The 18,496-nt window shown below is 67.9% G+C and carries 13 protein-coding genes; 6 read left to right on the top strand and 7 right to left on the bottom strand.

The window, feature by feature from the left end; genetic code table 11:
- Positions 1-79: 79 nt before the first annotated feature.
- Positions 80-790: a helix-turn-helix transcriptional regulator gene (locus WG209_RS02995; protein WP_337173515.1), complete on the bottom strand. Its 711-nt coding sequence runs from the start codon at positions 788-790 to the stop codon at positions 80-82.
- A gap of 130 nt (positions 791-920) precedes the next feature.
- Between WG209_RS02995 and WG209_RS02990 the strand changes: the two genes are divergently transcribed.
- From WG209_RS02990 to WG209_RS02965, 6 genes are all read left to right on the top strand, one after another.
- On the top strand, positions 921-1,658 hold the full coding sequence (locus WG209_RS02990) for a hypothetical protein (RefSeq protein ID WP_337173514.1): 738 nt from the start codon (positions 921-923) through the stop codon (positions 1,656-1,658).
- 195 nt (positions 1,659-1,853) lie between these two features.
- A complete protein-coding gene (locus WG209_RS02985; protein ID WP_337173513.1) occupies positions 1,854-2,765 on the top strand; it encodes a site-specific DNA-methyltransferase in 912 nt (303 codons plus the stop codon).
- A gap of 90 nt (positions 2,766-2,855) precedes the next feature.
- Complete coding sequence (locus WG209_RS02980; RefSeq protein WP_337173512.1) at positions 2,856-3,899, top strand: helix-turn-helix domain-containing protein; 1,044 nt, start codon at positions 2,856-2,858, stop codon at positions 3,897-3,899.
- A 266-nt stretch (positions 3,900-4,165) separates the two neighbouring features.
- The gene (locus WG209_RS02975; RefSeq protein WP_337173511.1) at positions 4,166-4,993 is read left to right on the top strand and encodes a hypothetical protein; all 828 of its coding nucleotides are present in this window, start codon (positions 4,166-4,168) and stop codon (positions 4,991-4,993) included.
- Between the two features lie 36 nt (positions 4,994-5,029).
- On the top strand, positions 5,030-5,896 hold the full coding sequence (locus WG209_RS02970) for a hypothetical protein (RefSeq protein WP_337173510.1): 867 nt from the start codon (positions 5,030-5,032) through the stop codon (positions 5,894-5,896).
- A 204-nt stretch (positions 5,897-6,100) separates the two neighbouring features.
- Positions 6,101-7,117 (top strand): DUF5131 family protein, encoded by a 1,017-nt coding sequence (locus tag WG209_RS02965; RefSeq protein WP_337173509.1) that lies wholly within the window; start codon positions 6,101-6,103, stop codon positions 7,115-7,117.
- Positions 7,118-7,212: 95 nt separating this feature from the next.
- On the opposite strand, the gene WG209_RS02960 is transcribed toward WG209_RS02965, so the two are convergent.
- The 6 genes from WG209_RS02960 to drmA all read right to left on the bottom strand — a co-directional run bounded on the left by WG209_RS02960 (position 7,213) and on the right by drmA (position 18,454).
- Positions 7,213-8,322 carry a three-Cys-motif partner protein TcmP gene (locus WG209_RS02960; protein ID WP_337173508.1) on the bottom strand — a complete coding sequence of 370 codons (1,110 nt, stop codon included), beginning with the start codon at positions 8,320-8,322 and terminating at the stop codon, positions 7,213-7,215.
- 85 nt (positions 8,323-8,407) lie between these two features.
- The gene (locus tag WG209_RS02955) at positions 8,408-9,613 is read right to left on the bottom strand and encodes a hypothetical protein (protein WP_337173507.1); all 1,206 of its coding nucleotides are present in this window, start codon (positions 9,611-9,613) and stop codon (positions 8,408-8,410) included.
- 92 nt (positions 9,614-9,705) lie between these two features.
- Positions 9,706-12,009: an AAA family ATPase gene (locus tag WG209_RS02950; RefSeq protein WP_337173506.1), complete on the bottom strand. Its 2,304-nt coding sequence runs from the start codon at positions 12,007-12,009 to the stop codon at positions 9,706-9,708.
- A gap of 74 nt (positions 12,010-12,083) precedes the next feature.
- Positions 12,084-12,872, bottom strand: a complete 789-nt coding sequence (drmC, locus tag WG209_RS02945; protein ID WP_337173505.1) for a DISARM system phospholipase D-like protein DrmC — start codon at positions 12,870-12,872, stop codon at positions 12,084-12,086.
- A 10-nt stretch (positions 12,873-12,882) separates the two neighbouring features.
- Complete coding sequence (locus WG209_RS02940) at positions 12,883-14,787, bottom strand: DUF1998 domain-containing protein (RefSeq protein ID WP_337173504.1); 1,905 nt, start codon at positions 14,785-14,787, stop codon at positions 12,883-12,885.
- Positions 14,771-18,454 (bottom strand): DISARM system helicase DrmA, encoded by a 3,684-nt coding sequence (gene drmA, locus WG209_RS02935; protein ID WP_337173503.1) that lies wholly within the window; start codon positions 18,452-18,454, stop codon positions 14,771-14,773. The genes WG209_RS02940 and drmA overlap by 17 nt, the downstream gene beginning before the upstream one ends.
- Positions 18,455-18,496 lie beyond the last annotated feature (42 nt).

The following is an 18,496-nucleotide window of genomic DNA, read 5'->3' as shown; positions in this document are numbered from 1 at the left end:
ATGCAGCCAATCGCTGTGCCGATTGGCACTAACAGTCGTGGCACCCTGCTTGGTAGACCCGGAGTGACGCCATCTGACGTCAGCCGATCCACTCGTCTTCCGCATCATGCTCGTCCGGCTCAGGGTCGGGCAAGGTGTTAATCCAGGCGTAGATGTGGCTTGTGTCGAGGACGGCCCCCAGCGAGCCGATGCACAGCGGGTCTTCGGCCTGGGTGACAAGATAGCGCAGGAAGCCCGGCAGGTGCTCGTTGGCCAGCAGCTTCTCGCAGTTCGGATTCATCTCCAGGATCGACAATACCAAGCACAGAACGGCGGCCCTTTGCTTGTCGCTGCCGAAGCCTCGGACTTCCATCAAGAAATGGAACATCGGCAAACTATGCCTGGTCCTCCTGATGATGTCGCTCCAGATGGGGTTGTACGAGAAAGCGTTCCTGTCGTCGAGTTTGGACAGGAAGTATTTGCATCTGAACAGTGCAAGTTCATCTGAAACCCTCTGGGCCTTCACGTCTTGCTCGGGGGAGGGGGCGACTTCGATATGCGAGGGAGGTGGCCCTTTGGCTGCCTTCGCCGGCACCAATTCCAACCCGAGTTCCTCGCAGAGCTTGTCCACGGTCTCGGTGGTCAAGCCCCTCTCCCCCGAGAGGAAGCGGTTGATCGCCTGCCGGGCGACCCCGGTGCGCCTCGCCAGTTCGCTGATCGAGATGCCGGACTCCTTGATCGCCCCCCTGAGCGATCCGCTCACGCCTTGGGGCCGAGCATCACCGCCCTCGGCCATGGTCGGTTCTGACATCGGCTGAATCCAAGGGGTTGGGGCCTCACGGCCGGATCGTTACGCATCATGTTCGAGACCGCCCGCCTCGGCTCGTCGCCGGGGGCCGGGCCGTCCTGCCTCGTCGTTTTCTGATTCAGGAGCGCCAGCCATGATCGACCACAACGCCACTGTTGTCACCATTGAGATGCCCGCCGTCCCCGTCACGCCCGACGAGGGCTCCTCGGACGAACAGCTTATCGCCGCCGCCCGCAAGTACGCCAGGTCCGTGGACGGCCACGTCCGTGCGATCCTCGACCGGAAGCGCCGGGTCATCCAGGACTTCCACAAGCTGGGCGAGATGCTGGCCTACCTGTACCGCCGCCGGCCGATGGGCGAGTGGGGGAAGACCCTGAAGGAGATCGGCGTCAGCACCACGACCGACAGCTACGCCCGCAAATTCTTCAACGCCGTCACCTTCGAGCGGCTCGACGAGTTCACGAGCAAGACCGAGGCCCTGGAGAAGCTCGGAATCCTCAACCGGAAGCCCAAGGCCCCCACTGGGGCGAAGCCCGAAACGGGAGCCGAGACCGACAAGGCTCCGAAGCCGGAGCCGACGGTCGTGGCTGGGGACGCCGGGCCGCAGCGGACCCCGCAGGCGGAACCCAACGAATCGGCGGTCGTCTCGGCCTCGACGCCGGCCCGCAACGCCGAGAACAAACAACCCGGCAGGGCCACCGCCCCGTCCGCTCCCCCGACGTCGAAGGAGATCCTCGCCAAGGTCGTTCGAGCCCTGGAGGAGGTCGGCAAAGTAGGCGGGCTGGACGCCGGGGCGCTGGATCTCCTGGACCGGGCCTCCGGCCTCCTCCACACCCTGCGGGATTCCATCGCCCGGCGTGACGCCGCATGAGGTGGCTTCCGCATCGGAGACGCCTCCTGGACTCCACACGAACAAGTCGGCGGCCGTGACGGGCCTTGGGACCAACCCCGAGGCCCGTTCGTGTTTGACTCCTCGACCAAGACCGCAACCACCCCCCGAGCCGCCCCGGACGCACCAGCCGGGCGGCTCGTTTCATTGCTGGTGCCCATGACCAAGAGGTGCCACATGGCATGCCTGCCCCTCCCGCCTCGAACCGCCCAAGCCCGACGCACAGCCCGCAACCCCCGGAAGCCCATCCTTCAGGAGACGCACTGCCCGGTCCGCAACCGGATCGAGTGCGTGGACGCCGTGGACGGGCTGCGGTCGCTCCCCGACGACTGCATCCCCCTGAGCGCCACCTCGCCGCCCTTCGACTCGATCCGGTCCTACGGCGACCACCCCTGGGACTTCGAGAAGTTCATGCTGGTGGCCCTGGAACTCTGGCGTGTGACGATGCCCGGCGGGATCGTCTGCTGGAACGTCCAGGACCAGATCGCCAAGGGCCGCCAGACGGGCACGAGCTTTCGGCAGGCGCTCTACTTCATGGGCCTCGGGTTCCGCCTGCACAACACGCTGATCATCGAGAAGCAGGTCACGAGGGGCATCAACCCGGTCCGCTACGGCGTGAGTCCCGAGTTCGTGTTCGTCTTCTCGAAGGGCAGGCCGAGGTCCATCAACCTCATCCGGGACAAGCCGAACAAGCACGCCGGGAAGCTCCTCCGCTACTCGACACGGGACCGGGCCGGGGTGATCAGCACGACCAAGAAGGTCCTGACCAAGCCCTTCGGCGCTCGGCCGAGCATCTGGAGATACACGACCGGCGGCCGGGCGACGGCGACGGATCGCTACGCCTTCGAGCACCCGGCCCTGATGCCGGAGGCGCTCGCCCGAGACCTGATCCTCTCCTGGTCTCGCCCCCTCGACGTCGTGCTCGATCCCCTGGCCGGTGCGGCGACCACCTGCAAGTCGGCCCTCCTGGCGGACAGGTATTACCTCGGCTTCGAGGTCCACGAGCCGTACCACCGGCTGGCCGAGCGCCGACTCTCGGACGCCCACGACGCCTACCGTCGGCGACTCCTCGACGAATCGGGGTCTTGATGCCCGCCGTCCACGGCACCCAACGACCGTTCCCTGGCGGCCCTTGCCGCCGGTTTTCATTTCCACCTTATCGACCCGGAGGCCCCCCTCATGGCCCGCACCGATCCTACGCCGTCCGCCCCGAACCCCCTCCGCTTCTCGCCGATCCCGGTGGCCGTCCTCAAGGACGACACCATCCCCCACGGTGCCAAGGTGCTCCTTGGGGTGATCCTGGATTTCGCCTGGTCCGACTCGTCCACCTGGGTCTCCGTCGAGAAACTCGCCGAGGTCATGGGACATGGGGTCAGGACGATCCAGATGTGGATGACGAGCCTGAAAGGCCACGGCTGGATTCGCTTCGAGCCGGACCCCTCCGTCAAGACGGGGCGTCGGATCGTGCTCGTCTGGCGGGAGGGCGAGGCCCCAGGAGGAGCGGGAGCGGGCGTCCCCGAGGCCCCGGAGGACCCCGGCCCCGGCCGAGGCGAAGCCCGGCGCAAATCACTGCGCTCGCAGTGCAATGCACCCGACTCAGACTCGCCAGATAGAGGAAGACGCAGATCAACAACAACAGACCCAGGCCCGGCGCAGGACCGGGAACCAAAGCCCAAGAGAGATGTTGTTGGGAATGAGCAAGGGAGGGAGGAGCCCGACGCAGGGAGCCGGACGACGGCCACGTCGTCAACAGTGGAGCAATTGGTCGGCTCGGGCGTCACCCGCTCCGTCGCCGAGGCGCTTGCCAGCAAGTTCGGGGACGACCAAGTCTCCCGGCAGATCGAGGCGCTGCCGCACCGCAAGCCGAAGGACAGGGCCGCCACGCTAGTCTCGTCCATCCGTGAGGACTGGGCGTTGCCCGAGGAGCTACGGCGTGCCGGGGAGAAGGCGGCCCGCCACTCCGAGGAGAGAGAACGTCGTGCCCGAGAAGAGTCGATCAAGCGTGCCAGGCGACTCGACGAGGAGAAGGTCTCTAGGTTCTGGGCATCCTTGACGCCCGGAGAGCGGGAGCGGTTCGTCGAGGAGGCGATCGAACACGCCGTCCCCGAGCAGCGGGACCTCATCCGCAGCCTCAAGCCCCACGAGCCGCTCTATAGGGCACACCGGGCCGTCGCCCGAGACGAGCACATCCGGCGGAAGCTCGGGCTGGAGGTCCGGGACTGATGCCGTGGGGTTTGCCCCGTGCGGCCATCCCGCCGTGCGGGCTTCGTCCGACGGCGAACGTGACGTGATCCCGGCCCCAGGGAGGGGACGAACCGACGTGCCTGCCGGTCGGCCCGCTCGGCAACGCAACGATTCGAGATGCTCGGCGGTAAGAGGTCTCCGCAGGTAGGAGGCCCCGCCGCAGAACGGTGCCAGGGGACTTCATCCCCGGCCCAAGGTCCATCATCGACGAACTCCCCGACGGGGAGGGCGAGGAAGGTACGTCCATGGCGAAGAAGAAGACGTTGGTGCAAGAGGTCGCAAGCCTCTTCCGGGCCAATTATCGACTCGCCGGTTCCGGCTGGGTCGGCGGCGGGAACGAGATCACGGTCTCCATCGGCGACGAGCCGAAGGCGTCCGCCCGCAGTCGTAAGGTCTGGCACCGCAGGCATGCCTGGTCGGGCACCGACCTCGAAGTCGGCGTCACCGTCAGCCCGTCCTGGCGGCGGTCGGTCCATGCCCGTGGGCTCGCCGTGCTGGACGGACTCCTCACGACCCACGCCGGCCGAGTCGTGCGGGTCGGCGAAGTCGATGCGTATCCGGCCTCCTGGGTCCGCCAAGGCCGGGGGCTCTCGATCCGGGCCGAGACGGGCTGGGTCGCCCGCCATCGTCCGAGCGGCACGTCGTACCACCTCCCCGGCGGGGACGCCGCCAGGGCGGCGGCGGGGCTCCGGCGGAAGATGCGGAACCAAGCGGTCCCCCAGGAGGAGAAGGACGAGCGACGTCGCCGCATCCGTGAGGCACGGCGAGCCCGGCTGGAGCGGCTGATGGGGAAACTGGCCCGTCACGACCTCTCGGACGTGGGCCACGTCGTCGTGACCAGGCGGGACTCGCTCAAGGCGGGCAACTGCGAGCCGGGGACGGACCAATTCATCGACACGTTCTTCCCCGATCGAACCTCGGCGACGATCGCCGAGATCGCCGCAGCGGCGGGCGGGACCGACCCCGCCGGCCTCGACGAGCGGCACCTAACGCTCGCCCGCCAGATCGCCGCCGCCTGCCTGGCGGCGATCGGGAGGCACCGCCGAGAGCGACGGGGCGGTGCCTCCAACTGACGACCTTCAACTACCGACCTAGAGAGGGCCGACGCCTTGAATCTGACGGAATACATGCCTGCCGATCTGATCGATCTCGCCACGGCCCTTAACCGGGACCCGATGACTTTGGGACGCCTCGCTCTCGCCAAGCATGAGCGGACGACCTTGTTTTGCACAGCCTTGATGCTCGAAGGCGGGGCGAAGGTCATGAGGCCGTCGGCACGGCTTTGCGACGTGCTGAAGAATGTTCAACTCCGAATCGATGCGAATAAGTACGCCCAGCCCTATGACGGTCTCGGCGTCATCCTGCCGGGGACGCTCTTCGACGGCTCCAAGGATCGTATTGCGACGAGCACCTGGATGCCCGGCTGCCCCATCCATATCATCCTCTTCGACGAGCCAAGAGCGGGGCACCACGGCGTGACGAACACGACGCAATTGCAGATCAATTCTCCCCCCGGCGAGACGATCGAAAAGAGTCTCTCGGAGAGCGTCTTCATCGAAGGGGAGGAACGACCCGGTGCCGTCGAATTCCAGAAAGTAGTCTCGGTCGCAAGGATCGTCATCAACCTCTGCCTCTTCGCCGTCGAGCGTGGCGTGCGAATCCTCCCCCTGGACGCCCGAGCCGAGAAACGACGGCGCAAGTCCCATCATGACGGCCGCATGGCCCGGCTCGCCGCCCGTGACGCCCAGGAAGTCGTCATCCAGGATCTCGACCTGATCCTCCGTGCCACGAGCCCTGCGACGGACGGCATCGATGGGCTTGCCGGTCATCGCCAGAGGAGGCACCGGCGTCGTGGCCACTGGAAGATGCAGCCGTACGGGCCGGGCCGCTCGCAGAGGAAGCGGATCTTCGTCCACAGCTACATGGTACACGCCGACGACGGCCCGGACGGCGAGGTCCAGAGCATCCTCTCCTGATTCCGAGGGCGGCGGGTCGGATATCGATTCCATCCACCGTCCGTCCCTCTCATTTCGCTCGTGCTTCCGAGAGCCCGACCGACGGGTCGTTCCCGAAAGCTGATCGTGACCAAGATCACGCCGTTCGCCGGCAAAGTCGAAGCAAGGCTTCGTCTCTTTCGCATCCCACTAGCGCAAAGTACACTGCGACGAGGAGTTCTCGATATGGCCGTGAAGACGAAAATCCAATGGTGCGACAGCACCGTGAATCCCACCATGGGGTGCGACGGATGCGAGATATGGGGCTCGCTCCGGCGTTCGTGCTACGCCGGGACGCTCCATGCTCGCTTCGGGGGCGTGACCCAGGGCTATGCTCCGACCTTCGAGGAGGTCACGATGTTTCCGGGCCGCATGGCCCAGGCCGCCTCTTACTCCGACCTCACGGGCAAGCGCCGCCCCGACAAGCCCTGGCTCGACGGGCTGCCCCGCACCGTTTTCGTTTCGGACATGAGCGACTCCTTGTCCTCGTCGGTGGAGTTCGAGTACCTGCATGACGAGATCGTCGCCAACGTCGCCGATGGCCCTGGGCGGCGTCATCGCTGGCTCTGGCTGACGAAGCGTCCCGAGCGGATGGCCCAGTTCTCGTCCTGGCTCCGGGATCGGGGGATCGAGTGGCCGGACAACCTCTGGGCCGGGACCAGCATCACCACCCAGGCGACGACCAGCCGGATCAAGAACCTTCTCAAGGTCGGCACGCCCCGGACGACACGCTTCCTCTCGGTCGAGCCTCAGGTCGAGCCCATCGACCTGAGACGTTGGCTGCCGAAGCTCGACTGGGTGATCCAGGGCGGCGAGTCGGGCCGGCAGGCACGCCCCTTCGACATGGCCTGGGCCGTGGACCTGATCGGGCTCTGCCGGGCCGAGGGCGTGAGCTACTTCCTCAAGCAACTCGGCTCGGTGGTCGTCCGGGACGGCCGACGCATGTCGTTCGAGGACGGCCACGCCGGGGACTGGTCGGAGTGGCCGGAGGAGCTACGGGTGCGGGAGATGCCCATCGGGCCGGCGATCGACCAGGCCGACTGGTCCGCTCAGGATCGGAGTTGGGGGTCCCGAGAGGACCACCCGGAGGTGGACACGAGCGGACCCTCGACCCGAGGACCCGACGGGCGGGCCGACAAGCGTCGTGAGGCGGCCCTCAAGGCATGGGCGACCCGGCGGGCGAGGCGGGATGTCGATGGATAGGCGATCTCCGTATCGCCCCGAACCCGGCGGCCCCATCGGCGGCATGCCGGGAAGCCACCACTGGACGGAGGGCTCCCTGGGCCTCGACCGCCGGTTTAGAAGAGCCCCCGCCTCACGTCCCGACTCGGGAACCCGATGAACACCCGGTCCGACTTGTACGTCCCCGGCGGTCGGCGATATCCGGGCGCAGACTCGGCAACCAGATCGCCCTTCCGCTCGCATTCCTTGAAGATGGTGCGGGCGTGCGTCGGCAGGAAATCGGTCTCCTCGACCACGAACCGCTCGACGTCCTCCATGGGGACCCGCTGCCCGGCGAACCGGGCGAGCAATTGGTCCCAGAGCGGCCAGAAGGGGAACAACTCGAAGGCGTAGGACTCGCCGGGGTCGGCGTCCGAGAACCTCGACCCCTGGGCCTTGTCCACCGACCACATCGCCTCCTTCATCTTCTCGAAGCCCCTCGGGTGGTTCGAGGCGAAGAAGAGCGAATAGGTCTTCCGGTCCCGCCTGCCGTGCATGTCGAACCGACCGACGTACCTCGCCAGCGTCCCCAGTTGGCTGCGGTACAGAGCCAGGATCGCCGCCACCCGGTCCCCCAGACGACTCGGGATCTCCAGCACCTCGTCGGTCCCGAAGGTCTGCGGGAAGTGGGCGACGACCTGCTCGTTCGGGTGTTCGAGGAAGCGATTGATGAACTCGACCATCACGTTGACGAAGACCTCGCACTTCGGGTAGCGGAGGATTCGGGCCATCAGGTCCAGGGGGATGCCGCTGAACCCGAACGGGTCCACGAAGGCGAAGGTCGGTGCGAGTGCCGTCCCCGACCTCTCGATCTGGTCGAGTTCGGCCCCGATGACCTCGGCGAACTCGCCGGGGACAACGCTCCAGGTGAAGGAGGGCGGCAAGGTCAGGGCCGAGAGCTTGGATCGGAGGTTCTCGGCGGAATGGGGGTCGGCCTCGACGAAGGTGAAGTCGATCTGGACGTCCGGGGCGAGCGTCCCCCGGTCGACGTGGGCCTTGGCCGCCCCGATGGCGACCTGGGGCGATCCCTCCTCCCCGTCCTGGTACTCGCCGGGGCCGGCGAAGCCGTCGATGTAGTTGATCGACCTGTCGCCCTTGCCGAGGATCGGGAACCAGCGATCGAGATACCGCTTCAGGAGGAGGTGCTTCGCCGCCGTGTGGGGCGTCATCACGGGGAGCTTCAACATCGCCCGGCCTCGGTTGTTAAACGGCTCGAAGCCCACGGATTCACCGGACCCTGACCGTCCACTATCGTAAGCCACCTTGGTTCTCTTATCCGAAGGCGAGTCGATGGGCAAAGGTAATCCTCTGCCGGAGGATCGAGGCCGTCGGCTTGGCCGACACGAGCCCTTCGAGTTCCTCCAGATCGACCGCCCGCAGGGCGACGAGTGCTCTCCTCCCTGCGTTCACTGGGTCCCTCACTTCGATCCGGGCCTCAGTCGCCTGGGCGTGGGCTGTCGGATAGAGGATGGTGGCCGTCCCGCCCTCGTGGCCCATCGCATACATCGCAAGCTGGTAGAGCATGTCCCTGGGCAGCGGGTTCTCCCAGAGGTCCCGATACTTCGCATCCAGGACCGCCACGACGTTCGCCCCTTGAGTCACCACGAAATCCGGTCGGGGCGTCGGGGCCTGGGCGTGCCGGGGGTTCCAGCCGGGGACGTAGGCGAGCATGCCCTTGAGTCGATGTTCGGGGCGGACCGTATATTCCGGCAGATTGTCCGCCAGGAACTTCCCCAGCAACGCCTGGAAGAATCGGTTCATGTCGAAGAGGAAGCCGGGCAAAGGTGGCCCGGCCTCGCCCTCATCCAGGGAGAGGCCGCCGCCCTCCTGGAGGATGCGGATGATCGAGACGGCGGGCTCGTAGGCCCCGGTCGTGCGGTCCATCTCGGCCTCCAGTCGCACGAACACCTGGCGGTCGAGCCGGACCGATGTGACCGTCTCGCCGAGCCGGTCGCCGAGCCGCCCGAGCCTGGACCGCAGCCCTCGGTCTCCGGCTAGAGATGCCGCCAGTCGAAGGCCCGCCAGCAGGACCCGGTTGATCAGCCGATCTTCATCACGGCGGTGGTGGGCGCACGGCAGGGTCGCCTCCACGAGGGCACCCCGACCGGCCAACGCCCGGAAATCGATGCGACCTCGGGGCGAGGCCAAGTCCTCATCCCGCCGCAGGTATCCCCGCCGGAGGCCACTCGCCACGAGTTCCTGCGCCTCCTCGGCCAACTGAGAGATCAGGAGGTCCTGGAAGCCGAAGTCCTGCGTGGCGTGGGCGGCGGTGGGGAGGAGGTGGAGGTCCCGCAGCCCGTAGGCGTAGCGGAGCAGCCTCAGCAGGGCCACGGTCCGCAGCTTGGGGACGATCGTGACGTCGATCGCCCCAAGTCGCACCCGCCCGACGAAGGAAGTCGAACGCACGGACAAGCCCGTGCGAAGTTCCTGGACCTCCAGCATGCCGCTCTCGGTCAGGCGGCGGGCGGTCTCTCGCACGGAGGGCTCATCCCCGAGGCTGACGCCCTCCGTCGGGCTCCCCGGATCGGGGGGGATCGTACGCCACTCGGCGAGCCGGAGGGCGTGGCCCGTCACGACGGCGACCCCGCATCGGGCTCCTCCTCGCCCTCGTCGATCTCGGCCTCGCCCTCCCCGAGACTCGTCACGGCCTTGAGCGAGGTCAGCACCTCGGGGCACGGGGCCAGGAGCGCCTGGACGAGTTCCGGCCCCGTCGGCTCCTCGAACAAGTCGTGGCGGACCGCCCGGTTCGGGAGATCGACCAACCCGCCCCCAAGGATGGCGTGAAGGGCGTCGAAGTCCTCGTAGCAATACTCCTCCAGCAGCGGGATGATCTCGTCCCGGACGACCCGGAAGAACCGGGCGGCATCCCGGACGGGCCTGCCCGCCTCCATGAGGAACGAGTGGCCGACCTGGAGGTTGCGGGCGTCCCGCCCGACGTGCTCGCAGATCCGGCGGTTGAGCGCCTCCAGCCAGGGACCCAGCGGGATGTCGGCGACCGCCGTCCCCTCCAGGAGCGTGACGTCCGGCATCAACTCGACGAACCCGAACCGACGCCGCAGGGCGGTGTCGAGAAGGGCGACCGAGCGGTCCGCCGTGTTCATCGTCCCGATGAGGAGGACGTTCGGGGGCACCCGGAAGGCCGCCCGGCTCAGCGGCAGGATGACCGACTTGCCCCGCTTGTCCTTCTCGATGACGGTCAGCAGTTCGCCGAAGATGCGTGGGATGTCGCCCCGGTTGATTTCGTCGATGATCAGGACGAAGGGGCGATCGGGCCGGGCCTCGGCGTCCCGGCATAGCAGCTTGAAGATCCCGTCCCGGAGGACGAAAGTCATCCGCCCCTCGTGCAATTTGGGGCGGTAGCCCTCGATGAAGTCCTCGTAGCCGTAGGCCGGGTGGAAGCTCACCATGCGGACGGCCCCCACAGCATTGAGTCCGCCCGCCACCTCGGCCTTCTCGCCGTCCGACAGCCCGTGGAAGGGCTTCCCGCCCAGCGAGTATGAGGCGAGGTCGAGCGCCGTCCGCTCGGCCCAGTACGTCTTGCCGGTGCCCGGAGGCCCGTAGAGGATCGCCTGGCCCTTGCGTTCGAGCACGGCCTGGATGCGACCGGGAACTCCCACGGGGCGGGGCACGGACCCGCCGCCCGTCTTGTTCGGCACCGTGATCGGGGGCCGGGCGACGACAGGGCCGTCGAGCGAACGCTCCTCGGCCTCGACGAGGTTGGCCGGGGCCTTCCTGAGCCGGTGGACGGTCGTCTGGAGCCCCTCGGGCTCGGGCATCCTCCACTCGTCCAGCGAGAGCCACTCGACTGCCCGGCGGTGGGGGAAGTCGGAGGCGGGATCGTGGGCGTACGCCCCGACGATACGACCGACGCCCAGGACGGACTGGCCGTCGCAGGCGAGGACGACGTCGCCCTCGGCGATCCCCCTGGCGAAGTTGAGGACCTGGGCGGCCGCCCTCCCGACCTGCTGCGGGGTGCCGGGATAGCGCTCGCCGAGCAGATTGACCAGCCTCTCCTTGGAGGCGGCGTCCTTCTCGAAATTGGACAGGTCGCCCAGGTCGGGCCAGCCGATCGCCACGCAGGACCCGTCCCGCATGAACGGCCAGCGATTCCTCGGCTGCGTCCCGTCGGATGTGCCGACCCGCCAGTAGGCGTGCGGCTCCCCGTCGTGGTGATTGAGGGTCGTCGTCAGGTGATTGATCGGGATGCCGAGTTCGTGGGCGGCGGCCACGAAGCGACCGGCGCAGAGGTAGCGGCCCTCGCCCTCGGGAGGGACCTGGAGCATCTTGACGAGGTGGAACCGCTGGTAGTCGGGGTTGTGATAGTCGTCGAGCTTCTCAGGGTGCATCAGGGAGAAGTATTTGTGGCCCCAGGCCAGGTCGTTGACCGACGGGGCGATCCGCCCGAGGTCTTCCTGGAGGCCCCGGTACTCGGCGTCGTCGGCGAGGTCGGGGAGCCCGCCGAGCCGCTCGGTCCCCCGGATCAGTTGGTCCCGGTGCTTGCGGGCGACCTCGACGGCCTGGGGGACCGACAACTCGACGACCTTGGTCGGGGAGCCCGTCACCCAGGTCCCGGTCTCCTTGCTGCGGAAGATGCCGAACTTGAAGGCGCTGCCCCCGGCGATGCTGCCGAAGCGTCCGGGGAACTCGTCGTCGTTCTTGAACTCCAGCCAGTAGACCATGCTGTCCTTGCCGCCGTGGCCGTGCATGGCTTCGAGCAGACGCTCGCCGTCGAGGCCCGCCAACTGGTCTGGGCCGAACCGGGAGCGGAAGTTCTTGTAGAACTCGTCGAGCTTCGGCCTCGGGAAGAGCTTCCCGTCGGCGGTCAGCCGCCTGTGGTCGTCCAGGATGCGAGATTTGATCCGGTCGTCGAGCATTGGCAAAGGTCCGCCTATCGGCCGTCTTGCTGACGTCGCAAATCCTTGACCAGCCTGATTGTTCCTTCCGGGCTTCACGCCTTGACCAGAATCCCGTCCTCGATCAGCCGATCGAAGAGGCCCTCGACCTGGCCCGGCAGGCATCCCCCCGTCAAGAGGAGGCCAAGCTCCATGTTGACGGTGAAGGCGTACTCCGTCAGGTTCGCCGAGGAGAGGAACAGCCAGCGACCGTCGGCCACGACGCACTTGACGTGCAGGATGCCGGGCTTGCCCCCGCTCCGGCCCCTCTCCTCACTGGGCCAGACGTAGACCTTCGAGCAGGCGGCCACGTCCTCGCCGAGGGCCTGGAGCGTGCTGTACGTGCCGTGCCCTTCGAGCCGGTCGGGCGTCTCGACCACGACCTCGATCACGACGCCCCGCCGGGCGGCCCGGACGACGGCATCTCGGATGTTCGGGATCGAGTAGACGGCGTAGCTGACTAGGAGGAGGCGGGACCTCGCAGAGTCGAGCACCTGGAGGATCGCCTGCTCGGTGTGGCGGTGCGGGATCGACCGGCATCGTGGGCCGGTCCACGCCAACTCGACCGACTGCTCCCGACCCCTCCGGCGGTTGAGGTGGGCCGCCGTCTGGAGGGAGATGGACACCTCGGCCGCCGTGACGCCCGGTCCCTCGGCGAGCCAGGCGTCGAGGAACCCAAGGGCCAGGCTGCGGTGGCGAGCATGGGGCACGGCGTCGGCGATCCGCCGCCGGGCCTCGGCGGGGTCGCACGCCGAGATGACCTGGGCCACCCGATCGACGACATCGACCGGCACGCCGCAGGCGAGCTTCGTCACGGCCTCGATGAGGGCTGGGGTGGCGGCCATGGCGATTCGCTCAGCAAGAGGAAGAGCCGCTCGGGGCTCCTTGACTATCCCGGAAGAAGGCGAACTGTTCCCGGTCCACCGTCGGCACCAAAACCGTGCGGTCCAAATACTTGTTCCCCCGCTCGCACGAGGTCTCCGAGGCGAACAGGCAGGCGTGGCACGACGCCCCGTGCAGCGACGTACCTTCCTTGCCCGGATGGTGCTCGGCGCACAGGGGGTCGCTGGAGCAGAGCCGCATCGAGTCCAACGCCTGCCTCAGGTGACGTTCCAGGACCGCCGGTTCCCCGAGCGACACCAGGCCGCCGAGCGTCCCCTCGCTGTCGGGAGCCCCGGTGTAGATCAGCACGCCCGCCATCTCGGGGCGGTCGGTTCCCGGATTCCGGGAGTAGATCCGCTCCCGGAGCGAGGCCGCCGTGTATCCGGACTCCAGCGAAAGCTGCCGGATCAGGGCGTGGGCGAACGAGTGCAGGAGCACGAACCGCAGGCCGGGGAAGCCCTCCTCGGGCGGCGTCAGGCCACGGCCCGTCCTCCACTGCTTGTGGGCGGCGAAGAACTCCATGTTGAGACGCTGGACCCGTGCGAGCCAGCCCTCCACCTCCGTCTCGGAGAATTGAAAGAAGATCCCCTCGCCCCGGATCTCGCCGGCCGGGACCCAGGTCGTCTTGCCTCGGGCGACTCGCATCCGCTGGGCCTCGGGGAAGTCCGCCGGGCTCTCGTAATCGCCGGGCGACTCGATCCGGGTGAAGCCGATCAAGGCCCGCACCTCACGCACCCGCTCGACCAGCACGACCTTCTCGAAGAATCCGGCGAAGCGGCGAGGGGCCGAGACCTGCCGGAGCCGGAAGTCGTTCGTCCTCTGGGCACCGTCGGGATTGGAGAAGATTTGCCATTCCGGGGTTTTCAGGTCGGCCACGTCCTCGACCGTCGCCTCTTCGCTCCCCATCTGCCGCTCCCGGATCGCCGCCCACAGGTCGGCGTCCGGGAAGTCGGAGAAGTCCCGCAGGAGGTTGCGACGGCGCAGCTTGGCGATGTCCCCCTCGCCCTCGATGTCGTAGAGGTCGCTCCAGCGGTCGACCACGAGTTGCTTGAGCAGGTTCGAGCTTTGCGGGATCGAGAGGGCCGAGAGCAGGATCGGGAACCATGTGTTGGAGGCCCCCTGCGTCATCGCCCGGACCCGGATCGGCTGGCCCTGCTCGTCCTTGCAGCCGTCCTCGTCGAAGTCCCGTAGGTGGGGCCGCCGCCCCCGGCAGGCGGGCAGGTCGCCGTCGTGGAGCTTGAAGGCGTCCGACATGGGGCGGGACGTGTTGCAGGTCTCGCAGCGGACGTAGATGTCCGCCGCCTCCCCGGACGGCCCCACCTCCAGGAGTTGGAGCTTGTAGGGGTGGTCCGGCGGGCCGCCCCCGTGGACGAAGTTCACCCAGGGGAAGTCGTCGAGGTGGCCGTTCTTGCAGGCCACCACGAAGCGGGCCGGGACGGCGGTGGGGAGCTTGCCGGGGTAGCGGCAATTCTCGTGGACGTATTTCACCCGGTCGGGCCGATAGGGGTCCGGCTTCAGGGCGAACTGGTTGCTGCTCAGCGGGGCCAGGCGGCGGCAGCGGGGGCAGAGCATCCACCGGGGGAACGGGGCCACCGGCACCCCCACGTACGACTGCTCCTCGAACGGGTTCGTGCGGTCCGTGTCGGGCACGATCGGCGGGGAACGGAGGGCGTTGACCTGCGCCCCGAGGACGTTGCGCATCGACGCCAGGAGCCGCTCCTCGGTCAACTCTCGGAAGTCGCTGATGGGCCAGTCTTCCAGCCCCATGACCATGACCGAGAGATGCGGCAGATCGACGACCGAGCCGACTCCGAACGTCGTGAGCATCTGGCTGGGCCGAAGTTCGCCGACCCGTGGCTTGTCACGCCCCTTGTTCATCGGCAACCTCCCCGTCGCCCTGGGCCACGTTCATGAAGTCGGCCTCGTCGTCCAGGTTGTGATCGTCCAGGATCAGGAAGGAGGTCGGCTCGACCTCCCGGAGCGAGTTCAGGCAGGTGTACTCGTCCCACGCCTCGATCCCCGGTTTTTGCAGCAGGCCGACCGTCTCGCTGTCCTTCTTGCCCTCGTAGCCGAGCCGACTGCCGCCGGAGAGCCGCAAGGCCCGCTTCTGCCAGTGGTCCACCTTCTGCCTCAGTTCCGCCTCGACCTTCGTGGCCACCTCGTTGCCGCCCACGAGCCTCGCCCGTCGCACGATCCAGTCGATCGCCTCCTGGACGAACGGGTGTGTCGAGTCGGTCGCCATCCGCATCGCCGCCTCGTTCTTGTTGAACTCGAAGCCCCGCAGCCGGACGAGCGAGACTAAGAGGGCGGAAAGCCCCCGGTAGATCGACCCCTCGGAGAAGGGCGTGACCGAAAGGGCCTCGACGTGCTGGTAGAACGTGGCGTGGTAGTGCTCGAAGGTCTCGAAGTGGCTCAGGTCTCTCGGTCGAGCCCAGTTGTAGACCGTGACGACCAGGCCGGGGAACTTCCGCCCGACCCGGCTGGTGGCCTGGATGTACTCGGAGGTCGTCTTGGGCTGGCCGCTGCACACCATCAGCCCCAGCCTCGGCACGTCCACGCCGACGGAGATCATGTTCGTCGCCAGCAGCACGTCGAGCGGGCGGGGCTTCAGGTCCGTGGGGCGGGTGTGCGTCCGCCCGGCCTCCTTCCGTTTCTCCTCCATCGCCGGGTCGAAGACGTTCTCCAGCCGGTCCAGCGTCTCGGGGATCGCCGCCGAGCCGAGCCGGGAGGTCAACTCCTTCACCGAGTCGGGCGAGTACAGGATGCGCTTGGCGAGGCCCCACTCGGCCATCTTGCCCAGGCGGGTCCGCACGTCGTCATCGACCATCCGCCGCATGCCGCCGAGTTCCCGCAGGCTGTTGAAGTAGCCCACCAGGGTCATCCACGAGTCGGAGGCTTCCCCGTGCTCGTCGAAGAGGACCTGGGCCGCCGAGAGCATCGTCACGTAGGTGCGGATCAGGCAGTTCCGCAAGTTGCGTCCGGGGGCGCAGATCCCGATGTACTTCCGGCCCGGCGTGGCCTCGGTCGAGGGGCGTTGGAGCGAGAAGAAGTTGTCCCGCACGTCCAGGCCGTTGGGCGGGAAGACGCTGGTGTCCCGCATGAACAAGGCGTGGACCTGATCCCTGGCCTGGCGGATCGTCGCCGTCGAGGCAATCAGCTTGGGCCGGACGACCTTGCCGCCGACCTTCCACGAGCAGAGGCGGTCGATGGCCGTCTCGTAGAGGCCCACCAGCGTCCCGAGCGGGCCGCTGATCAAGTGCAACTCGTCCTGGATGATCAGGTCCGGGGGCCGCAGCGTATTGGCCGGGACCGTGCGGGCGGGAGGGAACTTGCCGTCCTTGCTCTTCGGGTGGCTCCCGGCGTCGTCGATCTCAGGAGACCGGAACCCGTGCCGCTCGCAGAGGCCGTCCACCTGGCCGAAGAGCATCTCGACCTCGCCCTTCCACGGCATCTGGGCGAACTTGTCCACCGTGGCGATCAGCAGGCAGGGCAGCCGCCGGTAAATCTCCTCATCGACGACCAGGATCGGCAGGCCCTCGTCGGGGGACTGCCGCCGGCTGAAGGCGCACTGGCCGAACTTGTCGCCGCAGTAGACGAAGGTGCGGCCCCGCCCCTTGCTGGCGGTCTCGATGTGGTAGCAGCGGGGCGTGAAGTCGATCTTCGAGCCGCACCAGGGGCAGTTGGTCAACTGGTGGGGCGACCCGCTTCCGCCGACGGCCCCGTGCCGCTTCTTGTCGGCGCTGCCGGTGGCGGTCTTGAGCGCCTCCTCGCCGTGGGCCGTGCGGTTCGGGGTCGAGGCCGAGCCGACCCAGAGCCCGATGCGGAACGGCGTCGTGCCCCAGCGGTGGTCGCCCCGTGCCTCGGCCTGGTGGCGGATGACCTCGCAGGCGCAGATCAGGGTCGTCGCCCGCTGGAACTGCTGGAGGGTCAGCAGCCGCAGGGTGTACCGCATCAGGACGGCGATCCCGTCCTCGCCCGAGCGGCCCTCCACGACCCCCTGGAGGCGGCGGATGGCGACGGTGAAGGCCGTCAGGCCGAGGTAGGCTTCGGTCTTGCCGCCGCCGGTCGGGAACCAGAGGAGGTCGGCCACGGCGTCGGGGCTCTCGGCCCGGTCGGGGTGGTCGAGCCGGGAGAGGCCGGGGAGGTTCAGCAGGATGAACGCCAACTGGAAGGGATACCAGGAGCGGTTCTTCGGGACGTCCACGTCGTTGTAGTCGATGTCCCGGCCTCGCCGGACGCCCTCGGAGAAGAGCGAGCGGGTCCGCTGGAGCCACATGGCCTGGTTCATGAACCGGAAGGCGTCGGCCACCTGCGGGTCGGACACCAGCAGGTCGAGCCCCTCCTCGATCCGCCTGAGCGTCTTCTCGCACCGCTCGATGGCCGTCCTCGCCACCGACTTGAAGTGGTCGAGGTTCTCGGCGGGGTCATCGATCCTCGCCTTCTCCAGCCTGATCCACTCCCGGTAGGCGAAGACCAGCGGCTCCAGCCTGGCACGGAGCCCGGCCTGGGGCGTCTCGTGCAGGAGCTTCATGTCCAGGACGAGCCCGTCCAGCTTGGCGAATGCGGGGTTCCGGTCGGCATCCTCGACGGTCGGCGGGGTGGTCTTGGGGATCTCGTAGCTGGGGATGGCCCTGGTCGTGATCCGGGAGGCCCGGTTGGGGTCCGCCGGGTCCAGGTCGGCGTGGACCGCCGTGCCGTGGCCGACGGCAAACTCGACGTGGCGACGATAGATCATCGCCAGCATGTCAGCCTCCTGCTTGTACGCCTCGTCGGTGCCGTCCAGGTCGATCCGGGCGAACCGCTTGTGGAAGACCGGCGAGCCGTCGGGGGCCTCGACCGCCAGTTCGCACTGGAACATCCAGGTGCGTTCCCGGTTGGGCGGCGGCGGCTCGACCCCCTCGTTGACCAGGAAGAGGGTGACGCTCCAGTGGTCGGTGCGGCGGCGGATCAGCCCCCGGACCTTGGCGTCGGGGAACGCCTCGTCTGCAACGATGGGGCCGACCGGCCCGGCCTCCAGCGGGACCTCGTGGGACGTGCCGCAGGGCTGGCGCTTCCAGACCCGCTTCGGGGTCCCGGTCTTGGGGTTGGTCTCGAAGGCGCTGGGGGCCTTGTCGTAGCGGCCCCAGCGGGGCGTAACCTTCAGGGAGGGGACGTCGAGCGGGACGCAGAATGAGAGGCCCAGCGACGAGGGGAAGACGGCCTTGGACAGCGAGGGCGTCCGCTCGGTCGGGCCGTCGTCGCCCCCGAGGTTGCCCCGCCCGGACCCCTCGACCGCCATGTCGTCGCCGGGCGGTAGGTCGCCTTCCTGCGTGTCGTCATCCTCGGCGGGCGGGGCGGCGGGGCGGTCGAACAGGGGCGGGGCCTCGCCCTCGGCCCGCTGGCGTGGGGCGAGGATGCCGACGAGGTAGCGGTCCCGTATGCGTCCGGGGACCTCTTCCTCCTCCCCCTGGACGGGTCCACGGAGTTCCCGGACCGCCATTTCCTCCAGCAGGTTCCGGAGTTCGAGGGAGGAGGGGACGGCTTGTTTAAGGGCCGTTTGAGCCATGTCCTCGCAGCCTTGCTTCATTAAACCCGTGAATAAAATCGA

The sequence above is a fragment of the Paludisphaera sp. genome, assembly GCF_037189885.1.
In the GTDB taxonomy this organism is placed as follows: Bacteria; Planctomycetota; Planctomycetia; order Isosphaerales; family Isosphaeraceae; genus Paludisphaera.
Note: the sequence above shows the minus strand (reverse complement) of the source record. Positions and strands in the feature narration are given on the sequence as shown.

Bases quoted from the DNA above. Each gene is read 5' to 3' on its own strand.
- WG209_RS02995 (WP_337173515.1), bottom strand. From the start codon at position 790: ATGTCAGAACCGACCATGGCCGAGGGCGGTGATGCTCGGCCCCAAGGC.
- WG209_RS02990 (WP_337173514.1), top strand. From the start codon at position 921: ATGATCGACCACAACGCCACTGTTGTCACCATTGAGATGCCCGCCGTC.
- WG209_RS02985 (WP_337173513.1), top strand. From the start codon at position 1,854: ATGGCATGCCTGCCCCTCCCGCCTCGAACCGCCCAAGCCCGACGCACA.
- WG209_RS02980 (WP_337173512.1), top strand. From the start codon at position 2,856: ATGGCCCGCACCGATCCTACGCCGTCCGCCCCGAACCCCCTCCGCTTC.
- WG209_RS02975 (WP_337173511.1), top strand. From the start codon at position 4,166: ATGGCGAAGAAGAAGACGTTGGTGCAAGAGGTCGCAAGCCTCTTCCGG.
- WG209_RS02965 (WP_337173509.1), top strand. From the start codon at position 6,101: ATGGCCGTGAAGACGAAAATCCAATGGTGCGACAGCACCGTGAATCCC.
- WG209_RS02960 (WP_337173508.1), bottom strand. From the start codon at position 8,322: ATGTTGAAGCTCCCCGTGATGACGCCCCACACGGCGGCGAAGCACCTC.
- WG209_RS02950 (WP_337173506.1), bottom strand. From the start codon at position 12,009: ATGCTCGACGACCGGATCAAATCTCGCATCCTGGACGACCACAGGCGG.
- drmC (WP_337173505.1), bottom strand. From the start codon at position 12,872: ATGGCCGCCACCCCAGCCCTCATCGAGGCCGTGACGAAGCTCGCCTGC.
- WG209_RS02940 (WP_337173504.1), bottom strand. From the start codon at position 14,787: ATGAACAAGGGGCGTGACAAGCCACGGGTCGGCGAACTTCGGCCCAGC.
- drmA (WP_337173503.1), bottom strand. From the start codon at position 18,454: ATGGCTCAAACGGCCCTTAAACAAGCCGTCCCCTCCTCCCTCGAACTC.